Origin of the sequence: Planktothricoides sp. SR001 (genome assembly GCF_001276715.1) — a bacterium.
Classification (GTDB): domain Bacteria; phylum Cyanobacteriota; class Cyanobacteriia; order Cyanobacteriales; family Laspinemataceae; genus Planktothricoides; species Planktothricoides raciborskii.
Window position 1 is genome coordinate 126,033 of record NZ_LIUQ01000001.1, and the last position, 12,654, is coordinate 138,686.

General features: G+C 44.5%; 10 protein-coding genes and 1 pseudogene. 2 read left to right on the forward strand and 9 right to left on the reverse strand.

Annotation, left to right across the window (positions count from 1 at the left end; all coding sequences use genetic code 11):
• Nucleotides 1-5: 5 nt before the first annotated feature.
• From AM228_RS00455 to AM228_RS00470, 4 genes and pseudogenes are all read right to left on the reverse strand, one after another.
• Complete coding sequence (locus AM228_RS00455) at nt 6-1,865, reverse strand: NAD(P)H-quinone oxidoreductase subunit F (protein WP_082348684.1); 1,860 nt, start codon at nt 1,863-1,865, stop codon at nt 6-8.
• Nucleotides 1,866-2,412: 547 nt separating this feature from the next.
• Nucleotides 2,413-3,029 (reverse strand): annotated as a pseudogene (locus AM228_RS00460) (Uma2 family endonuclease).
• Nucleotides 3,030-3,233: 204 nt separating this feature from the next.
• Complete coding sequence (locus tag AM228_RS00465; protein WP_054464115.1) at nt 3,234-4,109, reverse strand: D-alanyl-D-alanine carboxypeptidase family protein; 876 nt, start codon at nt 4,107-4,109, stop codon at nt 3,234-3,236.
• Between the two features lie 104 nt (nt 4,110-4,213).
• The gene (locus AM228_RS00470; protein ID WP_054464116.1) at nt 4,214-4,747 is read right to left on the reverse strand and encodes a phosphoribosyltransferase; all 534 of its coding nucleotides are present in this window, start codon (nt 4,745-4,747) and stop codon (nt 4,214-4,216) included.
• A gap of 39 nt (nt 4,748-4,786) precedes the next feature.
• On the opposite strand from AM228_RS00470, the gene AM228_RS00475 reads away from it, so the two are divergent.
• Nucleotides 4,787-6,211, forward strand: coding sequence for an MFS transporter (locus tag AM228_RS00475; protein ID WP_054464117.1), 1,425 nt, complete (start codon nt 4,787-4,789; stop codon nt 6,209-6,211).
• Between the two features lie 750 nt (nt 6,212-6,961).
• Nucleotides 6,962-7,156, forward strand: a complete 195-nt coding sequence (locus tag AM228_RS00480; RefSeq protein ID WP_054464270.1) for a hypothetical protein — start codon at nt 6,962-6,964, stop codon at nt 7,154-7,156.
• Between the two features lie 222 nt (nt 7,157-7,378).
• Here AM228_RS00480 and AM228_RS00485 read toward each other — a convergent pair whose 3' ends face one another.
• The 5 genes from AM228_RS00485 to AM228_RS00500 form a co-directional block, all read right to left on the reverse strand.
• On the reverse strand, nt 7,379-7,687 hold the full coding sequence (locus tag AM228_RS00485) for a hypothetical protein (RefSeq protein WP_054464118.1): 309 nt from the start codon (nt 7,685-7,687) through the stop codon (nt 7,379-7,381).
• 372 nt (nt 7,688-8,059) lie between these two features.
• Entirely contained in the window at nt 8,060-9,754 is a 1,695-nt protein-coding gene (locus tag AM228_RS00490) for a methyl-accepting chemotaxis protein (RefSeq protein WP_054464119.1), read from the reverse strand.
• Nucleotides 9,755-10,109: 355 nt separating this feature from the next.
• Nucleotides 10,110-10,253, reverse strand: coding sequence for a hypothetical protein (locus tag AM228_RS31510; RefSeq protein WP_156331435.1), 144 nt, complete (start codon nt 10,251-10,253; stop codon nt 10,110-10,112).
• Between the two features lie 188 nt (nt 10,254-10,441).
• On the reverse strand, nt 10,442-11,473 hold the full coding sequence (locus AM228_RS00495; protein WP_054464120.1) for a hypothetical protein: 1,032 nt from the start codon (nt 11,471-11,473) through the stop codon (nt 10,442-10,444).
• Nucleotides 11,474-11,754: 281 nt separating this feature from the next.
• Nucleotides 11,755-12,636 carry a hypothetical protein gene (locus AM228_RS00500; RefSeq protein WP_054464121.1) on the reverse strand — a complete coding sequence of 294 codons (882 nt, stop codon included), beginning with the start codon at nt 12,634-12,636 and terminating at the stop codon, nt 11,755-11,757.
• Between the last annotated feature and the right edge of the window lie 18 nt (nt 12,637-12,654).

Genomic DNA, 12,654 nt, shown 5'->3' on the forward strand with positions numbered 1-12,654 from the left:
GGAATTTAAAACAGGGACAAATGCAAATTAGACAGCAGAGGATAGGACAGCAGTAAGCCAAATAGAATGGTGCCAAGCAATATCGACAAGGCATAAAATTGCACTTGTCCGCTGGTGTTGTATTTCAAGCTTTCGCCGCTGGCAATGGTGAACAGTCCGACTAAGTTCACCGCTCCATCAACTAAGACGCGATCGCACCAATCAATCGCCTTAGCCACAAATCCCACTACGAAAATCACCGTTACTTTATATAGTTGGGCGGTGTATAAGTCGTAGGCAAAGAAATCTTGCACCCCTGGGTAAGGCAAGCGAATGGGCTTCGGTATGAGATCGCCCACATAGAGGTATAAACCAACTCCGGCACCAGTTATGGTTGAGCCGATTAATAATAAGGTGGTGGGTTCTATGATTAAAGCCAAATCTGGTAATAGTCCCAAGACTGCTAACAGTTGCGGCAAATGCAGAGCAATACCCAGTAACACGGTCATGGGCAACACCAACGCCCATAAACCTTCTGGCGATCGCTTCGTCCAGTCGGTTGCTGAACCCGTAAACATATGACCAAATACCCGCGCCAAACTGCAAGCGGTTAAGCCGTTCACCAATAACAAGACGGTTAATAATACCGGGGGCAAGCTGTTGGCAATGGTTGCCAGACCCCAGAAGCAACCCAGGGGCGGCACTGCTACCAGAGACAAAGCTCCCACGACAAAGCAAATTGCCGAAACTGGTCGCCGCGACCACAGGCCACCGAATTGGGTAATATCTTGGGAGACATTGTTAAGAATAATGCCGCCAACACTCATCAGCATTAGAGCCATAGCCACCGCATAAGTCAAGAGTAAGACTAGGGCGGCTTCAGCTTCTCCCGTACCCACAGCAATGAACACGACGCCCAAATAGCTACTGGTGGCGTAGGAGAATATTCGCTTAATATCAATTTGGGCTAAGGCGATCGCCGCACAACTTACCGCTGTAAACGCGCCGACAAAAATTTCCGCACTTACCACCACCGGAGACAGATCGAGAATAGGCTGCATTTTTATCAACACCCACGCCCCAGTGGAAACCACCACCGAATTCCGCAACACAGTCGCAGGCATTGGGCCTTCCATCGCTTCATCCAGCCAAAGCTGCAAAGGGAATTGAGCGCATTTCCCCAACGGGCCTGCGAGTAAGGCAAAACCGAGGAGGGTGGCAACGGTGGGGTCTAATTTGGCGGTACTTGCCCAGGCAGCCAATTCATCGTAGTTCCAAGTGCCTGCCAGGGGATAGAGGGCTACCACACCCATCAGCAATACTAAGTCACCAACCCGCTTAGTCAGGAAGCCGTCCCGGGCGCCTGTCACCACTAGGGATTGGTTAAACCAGAAACCAATCAATAAATAGGTTCCCAAGGTGAGAATTTCCAGCATCACATAGCTGAAAAATAGGGAGTTGGTCAGCATTAGGGCAGCCATCCCCGCCTCAAAACCAGCAAGCAAGGCATAGAACCGCGCCCAACCCCAATCCATTTCTAGATAGGCGATCGCATAAATTTGGGTTAACAAGTTTAAACCCAAAATTACAACTAACGCCCCCACGGTGGTGGCGGTGACTGTCACGTCGAAAGTAATATTCAGAGAAGCGGCGTGCAGCCAGTTAATCGAGAATTTTCTGGGGGCTGACCAAACCTCCCCCAAAGCCAAAAAACTGTGGCCTACGGCTATTGCAGTCATTAGTAAGTTAATATAGCCAGCCGGTCGTGGGCCTGACCGACGAATCAGACCGGGCGACCAAGGCAAAGTCAGCACCGCGCCGAGTACGGCGTAGATCGGGACTAACCAAATCGTTTGACTAAAGGTATTCATTGGGCAATGGGTCATCGCTATGGGTGAAACGTTGGCCATAGTCCAGCAACATTAGTAAAACTTAATCTAAAACATGAGATTTACTTATGTTTTTTCTATGTTGCATTGTTAAAAGTCTATGACTAGAGGCAGATTATAAAGTTTTATGAAGCAAAAGACAATAAGTATTTACTAATACGAATGTTTAATTGCGGTAATATTTTTTGAATTATCCTCGATTGCTCCCCGATCGCCTTTAGTCTATTTCTGTTATATGGAGTAATTTACAGCTTTTTTTCAGAGGCATAGAGATATATAAACAATTTTATTGAATTATCATAAGAAAATCTAATTGTTTCTATTTGTCTCCATAAATAAGAGCGCATTTCTGATTTTGCGGGTGTCTCTGTACCATCTTGACTTTTCCTATCATAGAGATTAGCGATTTAGTCGGTCAAAAACTCGGTTTCTGACTCAAATTTTTATCGGTTGCCTAAAACTCCGTTGAGAAACCGGGTTTTTGTTTCTATTCACCTATTTTATGCGATCGCCCCCCGTCCCCCGACGAAAGCGGGGGCAGGTTCTAACCCCAAACCCGACGCAAATTAAACACAAAACCGGGGAATACTTCCTCACCGGATAACTCAGCCGGATTTGACAATATCTCTACTTCTAAACCCACTCGATAAACTTCCACAATTCTATTTTGCGGATCGATTAACCAACCCAGTCTAGCCCCATTCTCCATATACTCTTGCATTTTCTCTTGTAGCGACTTCAGAGTATCAGAAGCAGAACGCAATTACACCACAAAATCCGGGCAAATATTCGGAAATGCACCTCTTTGTTCATCCGTCAGTGCATCCCAACGTTCTTGACTAATCCATCCAACAAGCATCGGGAGAACGATTTGCCCCATTGGGTAAAATAAATCCCGTATTAAAACTCAAATGCTTCTCCCTGTTGATAATCTTCATACCGGCGATGCAGTTGTCCGATGATGCTGAAATTACCTTTTCCAGTTTCCCAACCTGTTAGTGGATTCACAATTAACTCTGCTTTTGCGGTTCTCTCCAGTCGTAATTCTCGATTGCTGGCTGCTAGGGCTGTAAATTGTTCCTGGGTGACATAAAGTTTTAGGGTTCTGGGTAACTCAAGTAACAGCGTTTCGGTTTCCGGTTTTGTAAGTGTATGTACCATTTTGACCTCTCCTATTATAGAGATTGGCTCATTAGATAGATTTTAGCCGATCATCTTCCTAGCCTAACACACCCTACGGTAATAGAGGGTTTTTTTGGGGTTATTGGTGCGTTACGGCGCGGTATTTCACATTAATTTAAAGTCTAAAAACATCTAATTTTTGCGCCGAACACACCCTAATTTTGATCATAATTAATCACTTAATTATTTTAAAGTTTGTGCTCTGTAGAACGTTTCTAGGCTATGGCGATCGCCCACAAAGCGCCAATGCCAAGGTTCATAACTAATTCCTTGGGGGTTATTTTCTGGAAACGATAACTCAAAACTATAGTAAGGGGCATTTTCTTCTAGCCACTTAAATGCCGGAGTATTTTCAAAACTCTTGCTTAAATCCGTAGCCGGAACATTCCCATCCCCAATATCTACCGCATAGCCCGTGTGGTGTTCGCTATACCCTGGAGGGGCGCTAACTTCCGCCCGTTTTGTCGCCCCTTGACCCCGTTCGGCTTTCATCCTAAAAAACAAATAATCTTGGTCTTCTAAGGTTCTAAATGCGGAAATCGCTACTAATTCAACCCCATCTAAACGGGCCGCTTCCTGCATTTTTAGAAATGCCTCGGCTGCCGCTTGGCGCATTTTCAGCCTACCATCGGAAGTAATTGGGCTGAGTTCTGACTCGGGGGCTTCTTCGTATGGCAAATGCCCGAGTATGTTTTCCGTCTGTTGAGGGGCAGAAGCATTCACGTCTGCTGCGGGAGAAGCTGCGGTGGCCACCGCTGAAGTTGAATTGGACGTTGAATTGGTAGTTGAATTGGCAGTTGAATTGGCGGTCGCTTCCTGAGAGTTCTGTTGCCCAGGCCAAACATACCAAACTCCGGCACTGGTGGCGATCGCGCCTATCGCACCTATGGCACCTAAGACAATCAATCCCCCAATCGCCCAAAGCGCTTTGGGTCGAGACTCAGATGCTATAACCAACGGTTTTTTTCCTGGCTCCCGAACCGCTTGGGGAATATCCTCACCGGCGATCGCCGAGTAAGAGGTTAATTCTGATTTTTTAGACAGACTGGGGTTATCCAAAACACAAACTCCTGCACAAAGACGATCCACGCTTATCGTTAGACAGATTTTAACTTGATTCCGCAATCGATTGCTTCTACCAGAATAATTATCCTCAATTATCCTCAAAATATGCTGGTATTCCTGGTGTTGTTAACCATTGCCGCGAGTTCTCCTGGGTCGATTGTCTCATATCGTTCAAACGGCTGATGAATCCAGGGATTATCTGGCAGATAATCCACAAAATAATCGGGATGGAACCGCGAACCAGCTTTGTACCACAGTACCGCAGTCCGAATTTCCTGGATTTCCTGTCCATAATGACGATTTAACCAGGCGATCGCTTCTTGGATCGACCCCCCAGAGTCTACTAAGTCATCTACCAACAGCAGCCGACTCCCCAAACTCTGGCTGGTCATGGTTATGTGGGAGGCGATCGCCACTTTTCCCTGGTCTTGACCCATCACCCCACCATAAGAAGAGACTGCTAGAATTGCCAGAGGTTGCCGGTAAATTCGCGATAACACATCGCCAATCCGTAACCCACCCCGCGCTAAACAAACAATTTGATTAAATTGCCAGCCATCAATATAAATTTGGGCAGCTAACTGCTCAATTGTTTGATGATACTCTGGCCAAGAAACATATAAATCAGTCATAACCCTAGAAATTAATTATTAGCAATTATCATCAAAACCATGAATGATTCTCCCTCCAATCCCTCACAGGCTCAGGTATCGATCGCCCCGCCGATGAATTTTTCCACCAAATTGGCTTTTGGGGCGGGGGATCTCGGTGCGGCCATCACTGCCAACATCTTAGTATTCTTCTTAATGATATTTTTTACCAATGTGGCCGGTCTGCCTGCGGGGTTGGCCGGAAGTATTTTAATGATTGGCAAAATTTCTGATGCCATCAACGACCCGATTGTCGGGGTATTAAGCGATCGCACCAAGTCCCGTTGGGGTAGACGCTATCCCTGGATGATTTTTGGGGCTATACCCTTTGGCATTCTATTCTTTTGCCAATGGATTGTCCCACCCTTGGGTCAATGGGGGTTATTTGCTTACTATGTAGCGATCGGGGTCTTATTTAACCTGGGCTATACCGCCATCAACTTGCCCTACACGGCCTTAACCCCAGAACTGACCCAGGACTACAACGAACGCACCAGTTTAAATAGTTTTCGCTTCGCGTTTTCCATCGGTGGCAGTATTGGCTCCCTAATATTAGCCCAAGTAATTTTTGGCACCGTTGAAGACCCCCAGCAACGTTATTTGATTCTCAGCGGTATCTGTGCCTTGATTTCGGTTTTACCGATTTACTGGTGCTTTTTTGGCACTCGTCACCGCTTGACCATGATGACCCAAAGGCAACCAGAAATGGAAGAGCCGGTATCGTTGCCCATAGCCGAACAGTTAAAAATTGTCTGGAGTAATCGCCCGTTTCTCCTAGTCATTGGCATCTATCTCTGTTCCTGGTTAGCGGTGCAAATGACCGCCTCCATACTTCCCTATTTCGTGGTCAACTGTATGCAACTCGAAGAGAAAAAATTTCCCCAAGTGGCTATTATGGTGCAAGGAACCGCTCTGTTGATGTTATTTGTTTGGAGCAAAGTCAGCGATCGCTACGGCAAAAAAGCCGTCTATTTTATGGGAGTTAGTTTGTGGATCGTTGCCCAAGGGGGACTATTTTTTCTGCAACCAGACCAAATTCCTCTCATGTATTTCCTCGCAGTCCTAGCCGGGTGTGGTGTCTCCACCGCTTATCTAATTCCCTGGTCAATGGTGCCCGATACTATCGACCTCGACGAACTGAAAACAGGGCAACGTCGTGAGGGCATTTTCTACGCTTTCATGGTGTTGCTGCAAAAAATCGGTCTAGCGGTGGGTTTATTTTTGGTCGGCATTTCCTTAGAGTCGGCGGGGTTTATCGAACGAGTTGCCGGACAACCTTTGCCCGAACAACCCCTATCTGCACTCATGGCCATTCGAGTGGCGATCGGGCCTTTGCCTACCTTGGTTCTCTTAGGGGGCTTAGTTTTTGCCTACTTTTATCCCATTACCCGCGAAATCCACGCCAGTATTTTACTGCAACTCGCCGAACGGCGGCGTCAGCAATAATAAATAATAAATAATAAATAATTATCAATTATTTATTATTTATGAGCGTTTCTTGACCAAGCCTGAATTTCCTCTTGGCAAAATGTTATGCTCAATGGGGTTATGCTTAATGAGCAGTAGAGGGCGCGATCGCCTGGAAAAGCGGTGATTAAAATCGGAGAAAAACTCAAAGCAGTAGATAAGCGCATTTACTGCTAAAATTGCAATAAACCGCTCACGGTTCCAAGTTCAAAAAATTTTTTGAACCCCCAGCACTCTTGGTAGCGATCGTCAGGATTGGCGAAATCGCGGCAGCAAGCTAAAATTGACGCTAAAATTGACATTTGTCCTTGTCAATAACTGGCTAATGCGTCTCTCTGATGGGCGGCGTGAAACGGGTAAACAAGTCTTCAAGCCCTTGAACTGTATCACCGTTAAAGATCAAGAGCGATGCTTTTAGAGAGCGAAAGTTCAAGGTCACGTCCCGATCGCCAGTAAGTTATTAACCAAGACATCGCTTTTCCCCTGAATCAATCCATCAGATCCCCCAAGGGCTGGGAATTTGGTATCCAGTGGGCAACCATCCAGATCAGTGACTCCTAGTGACTCCTAATGATTATCCTAAATAATTAATAAAATTAATAATTAGGAATTAATTAGGAATATTTTGGCGCTGACAATCAAATCAAAATAATAAAGCCTTTGGGAACTGCCCATCGACCTAAAAATCGTATCCCCAAAGCTTTATTTTGTCCTATAAATGAGGTTATTGTGGCTAAACGTCGTAATCTAAAAAAAGAAAAAGCAGAACGCAACAAAGCATACGCCCGTAAGTTTCGGAAGCGCACCACAGGTCGTCGAGGCAAAAGATATGGTGGCTATAACCAGTCTTATGGCAAGTCTAACAATAATGAAGACAATAATGATGATGAAACCATGCAAAAAATGGGCGCTGCCCAGGATTAATTTTGACTGGTTTCTATCGGGCGATTCGCTCTCAGGATCCGCCTGGGGGAATCACATAATTTATCTATCATTATAAAGTCTAGGCAGTAGAAAACCCCATGTGGGGCTAATCTACTGCCTAAATTGTTTTCACTTGCAGGCGATCGCCCCAACCAGCACTCACCGTGGGGCGATCGGTTCCATCAAAGATACTTCAAGAAAGTAGATAATTTTTTTCTCCCTTCAAATCGGGCGCTTAAAAAAACACAAGATAGAATTATCACTACTTTCGACATCACAGTTAATCATTTCCCAGCCATTTTTGCCGCTTTCGATCACTGTTTTCCAGTCTTCTTCAAGAGATGTAGTTCTGAGTCTAATTCTCCAATAATCCCATCTTTGAACCCGGGGATTTTGCGCCATAACTTCTTCTTGCCCGGGCAGAGTTGCTAAAGTCGGTTTCGCCGAAACTAAACTGCTAAAACCTAAAATTACCAACGCAATATTTAGGACAATTAAATTCAGTAAAATAAACTTACGCCAATCAAACATCTTCATTTTCTCCATTGCTCGTTGAATATTCTGGGATTCTAGAAATAGATTCTAGGAATAGATTCTAGGAATAGATTCTAGGAATATTTTTGTCTAAAGAGTCACTGGTCAAAATTTGATCGGATCATTTCCCCTGAAAACAAGGTGATTCCTTCCGAGAGCGGGAACAGCCTATAGCCTTTACCGCCCAAACCATTCCACTTTCAGACCACAGCCCCATGTATTGCTGTTTTACTAACAGAGGAAAAGCGAGAATGTCCTCGTTCACTAAGCGGAAACTAAATCAACATCCTCGTAGGTGTTCAGCCAAGGCTGGTCAGCGTTGACTGGTCAGCTTTAGCTGACCGGCACCATGACATCCTGTTAATTATTCTAGAATGCTTTATCTCGATCCGCTAACCGAAGCATCTCTGCTTGCAATTGTTCTACAGATTGATGCAAATTCTCCAGAGAATCATTAGTTTTATCTAGAGTCTTCCTCAGATAATTTGAGGCATTTTCGGAAGCATAACTCAGTTCTTTCAAGGATTCTTGAATTTTATAAGCTCCGTCTCTTTGCATTTTAATTGTCCGATCAATTGTTTGAGTAATTGCCGTCAATTTATTAACTTCTTCTATTGTCAAATGATTCAACTTATTCATTTCTTTAACCCCACTGTTGACAGCCGCTTGCATTCCCTGAATCATGGGATTAATCTCCTGAGTAATGGCTGATGTTTGCTCCGCTAACTTGATAATTTCATTAGCAATCACCGTAAATCCTGTCCCTTCTTTGCCCACCTTTGTGGCTTCAATAGATGCATTAAGCGACAGCATTTTGGTTTGGGTGGCAATATAGTTGATTTGGTTAATAATCTGAGGTAAATGCGTGGTTTCTTGGGCGATATTGCCCAACTTAGAGGAAAGGGAATCGCCAGAATTTTTTATCCTAGTAAAAGCTTGCTCTATTTCGCCTACTATTGAGAATAACTGTTCTGAAACTGCCGATATTTCTTGAGTTGTCTGGACAGCCTCTTGGGTGGCTGTGACTTGTTGAATTACCATGCTTTCTAGTTGTTCTCCCGATTCCTGAAGTGGTCGAGTTAACCGAGTTGAATCTAGAACTTGATCCGCGAGAGAATTAAGAAATTCCCAACTGCGCTGTAAGTCGATTGACAAAGAGCGATTTTGGTTGCGATAACTATTAATATAGTCAGAGGATAAGCCAATCAAAGGTACAAGATAGGCAAAAATCTTGAGAAAGTGAGCGATGTTAAACCCATTGTCAAATAAGGCGCTAGAGCCAAAAGCCATATAAAGCTGAGTCGCTATGTTAGGAATGACACTAATCACGATAGAATGGGTAAAAACATTCGGATTTTGCTGGTAAAACTTGGGATAAATGACCAATCCGGCAAAAGCAAATATTAGCATGGGAATAACATCCCAAGGCCGAGAGATTATCTGATTAGGAAAGATAGTTTCGGGCAGATTATGGTTGCTGGCATAGAAATTAATAATACCATAAGCAATGATGCCAAAAATGCAGCTAAATATAGAGATAAATATCAAAGTTTTTCGCTGGTTTTTTCGATCTGTGTCCGGTGAATAAACGATTAAAATACTGACGCCAAAAACCATAATCAGAGCATGGAATAAACGGCAGATTACCCATGTAAAAGGAATCAGATTCGGATTATCAATCGCCAAATCTAGGAGTCGATTTGCCATCAGAGTATGAAAAGCATCCATTAGTCCAGCAAAAAATAATGCTAACCCTAAAATTGGCGAGATAGGTTTGCCGGTTGCGGTGTAATTTAGTAAGCTTAAAAAGACAATTACAATGGCAGCACAACAAGCAGTCCATTCTAATAAAGTATGTACAAAGCTACCGGCTAAAGTGAGATGCAGCGCATCGGTTAACTTTTCTGAGTCCCAGTCAAGGATTTCGGTGACTTCTAGGGGAGTTCCTGGCGTAGAAAAATCTAGTCCCAATTGATTTAATAAAAACGGTAAGATACACAGGATGATGATACCGAAAATTATACTTTTAGGAACATTTGGCCGAGAAATAGATGGATTGTGCATCAGTGGTCTATCTAATACGCTAATCTAGCTAATTGATTTTTTCTGTTATTAAAATTGATGGCGATCGCTGATGAGTTATTCATTTAGGAATTGCCTATTAACCTTATATTAGGGCAACCACCGCCACGAAAGATGGGCAACCACCACCAAGGGAAAAAGAGCAACCACGGGGGGATTGCCCCTACAAAACCCTAAATATTAAGTAAGTGATGTTATTATTGATCTCCGAAAATCAATAACTAATAACCGATCGCCGAGCCAAGAAACAGAGTTTATGAGTAAACCCCCGTCTTCACGGGGGCAGGCTTAGGCATCAAAGCCAAATCTCAATTAAAAAACCGGGTTTCTGTAACTATCAACCGTCAACGGTCAATAGTTGAATATTCGAGTAATTTAACTCAGTCGCGATCGCTTGACCATTTTCTTTAACATGGACGACCTGACCCTTGGGATGTTTCAAATCGGTTGTTTCACAACTATTGCGCTGACGGTGTGCCACCACGTCTTAATGGGGAGCCGCCAATCGAGCCGCCAATCGAGCCGTCAATCAGGCGGGGGAGGATACTAATGAAAGAGGATGCATAGGATGCTAATGAAAGAGGTGAACCATGAAAATTCTCTCTCCTCTCTTTTCTCTCCTAAAGCCCCTCATCCCCGCCCCGGATGCCCCCTGCCCCGGAAACTTCTCTATTCGTTGAGGACTTGTAGGCGAATGGTGCGATCGCTACCTTCGTCCATTGGCACCTCGATCGTGTTCCGGGCAAGTTTATCCAAGCAAGTGAGTAACGCCCGTAAGTTTGGGGTGCTCGCCCCGGTATCGACATAGAGGCGATCGGTTAAATTCGCTAACCTGCGCCAGGTGGTGTAGAGCTTGGTGACAGACTGTTCTAAGATAGCGGCTTGCTTGACCATATCAGCGGCGGTGTTTAAACAGCCTAAGCGTAAAGCCTCTTCTAAAGCCATTTCAATATCTAACGACTGTTCGTTAATCGTTTGAACCTGTGCCGCTGCTTCTATATATTTGGCTAGGTTGCGAGCATCAGAGGTTAGTTGCTTGACCGTATCTACGTCGGGATTTTCTGCCGCCTCAGCGCGAATTGATTTTTGATGGGCTTCTGGCAACTTTTCCATTTCTTTGACCAAGGGCGCCAGATAACGGGTGGGTAAAGACCCGGATGTGGCTTTTTCTTTGAGTTCCTCTGGCAAGAGATCGCTGGTCATGGCAGTCCATTCGTCCGACAGTTGTCGCACTTCTTTGCGGGTGATGCGATCGCTATTCCGAGCCGCTTGAGCAATGGTTTCTTGAACTTCTGGGGCGGACTTGGCCGTTTCTACAAAAGCTCGTTTGCTGAATTTATTGATGTTCTCTGGGTCAAGGTGTCCCTGACTTAGTAGAGTATCGGCACTGTTCGCCAGTTCTATCAAGGCATAAGCTTGACTTTTACTAATTTCTCGGTCTTTGAGCCAGTTGAGAAAACCGGCGCCGCGTCCTTCTCCCCCTTTTTTTTCCCGATCGCGCACTGCTCGTAGAATCCTTCCCCGCCAGATATCGGTTTGCAAATCAAAGCGATCGCAAACTTTCCAGGCATTTTCCACCTGATCGGTAAAATCAAAATCGGAGATTTGTTCATCTTCTGGATCTGGCAATTGAAAATTCAGATCCGGCAGTTCCGCCAGGGTCGCGACCAGTTCTGCCGCAGATGTAGGGACTTCAGCCATTGATGCTCTTCAAGAAAACAACCAACCATCAACCATAGCATCATTTGGCGAAATCCTTCATCAATTAATCATTAAAACTTTATAATTAAAAATCACAGATACTCTGGCCCGCCCTCACAAACTAACAATAATCTAGCAAATCTGGCCTAGATCAGTTATTTATTTTTATTTTTATAACAATAAAAATAAATACCCAAATAAATCACTTTATATATCCGCATATATCGGCAATTTTAGCATCAATTAGCATCAAGCATCAATTAGCATCAATTAGTATCAAATTAAGGAATTTGTGGCGGAGCAAAATCTGGATTAATCAACTCTACAGGGGCTTGGGTTTGAGAATTTTGTTTCGGGGCTTCTTGTGTAGTCTGAGACACCAAAATATAACCTAAATAAGCCGGTAAAACCATCACCGTCATCGCCGCGATCGCCCCCACAAAATGAGTCCATTGATTAGAAGGGCCATAATAACACCGATAAGGGTCAAAAGAAAGCTGACTCCCATCAAATTGTTCGCGCATGGCCACAGAACGCTTAAACCTTACTCGGCGATCATCCAGCTTTTCTAACAAAATCCAGCCCGCTTGGGCTTCTTCTTCACATAACTTAACAAACTCATTAGCATTGCCAAATAAATCATAATGAGCGCGAACAATTTTATATTCCCACTCAGTGGTGGAAGCATCGGTAAAATACATTGGCTTTTCTCTGATTTCAGCATAATCAAAACCATTTACAACCGGCGGACACTGGCTCAGGATATCTGGTTCAAGATTAGCTAAATTTGTCGGCTCATAAATCACAGCAGTTTGCTCCTGCGGGAGGTCAGCTTTCTGGGGTTGAGTTTTTATAGCCGCCATATTTTTCCGGTTAGGTAAAGGCGTAGCTGGAGGGACAGGTTTAGGGGGGACGGTGGAACCTGGATGCGGAACGGCAGAACTGGCTAAACCATTCAAAGTCTGAGGCGATCGCCCCACCGTCCCCCCGGAAAAAGATTCTCCAGTCAACCGATCTTTAAATTCATGGTTACTCAAAATTTCCTCCTCCTCTTCCTCCTCAGTGGTGACAACCGTTTGCTGCCAACGCAGCCATGCACTGACCAGCACGCCATCTATGCCTAACGTACCCACAAATAGGCTCCAGATCAAAACTTCAAGCATAAGTAAATCTTCCCCAGA

Coding starts and splice junctions, on each gene's coding strand:
- AM228_RS00455 (WP_082348684.1), bottom strand. CDS start 1,865: ATGACCCATTGCCCAATGAATACCTTTAGTCAAACGATTTGGTTAGTC.
- AM228_RS00500 (WP_054464121.1), bottom strand. CDS start 12,636: ATGCTTGAAGTTTTGATCTGGAGCCTATTTGTGGGTACGTTAGGCATA.
- AM228_RS00495 (WP_054464120.1), bottom strand. CDS start 11,473: ATGGCTGAAGTCCCTACATCTGCGGCAGAACTGGTCGCGACCCTGGCG.
- AM228_RS00490 (WP_054464119.1), bottom strand. CDS start 9,754: ATGCACAATCCATCTATTTCTCGGCCAAATGTTCCTAAAAGTATAATT.
- AM228_RS00475 (WP_054464117.1), top strand. CDS start 4,787: ATGAATGATTCTCCCTCCAATCCCTCACAGGCTCAGGTATCGATCGCC.
- AM228_RS00470 (WP_054464116.1), bottom strand. CDS start 4,747: ATGACTGATTTATATGTTTCTTGGCCAGAGTATCATCAAACAATTGAG.
- AM228_RS00485 (WP_054464118.1), bottom strand. CDS start 7,687: ATGTTTGATTGGCGTAAGTTTATTTTACTGAATTTAATTGTCCTAAAT.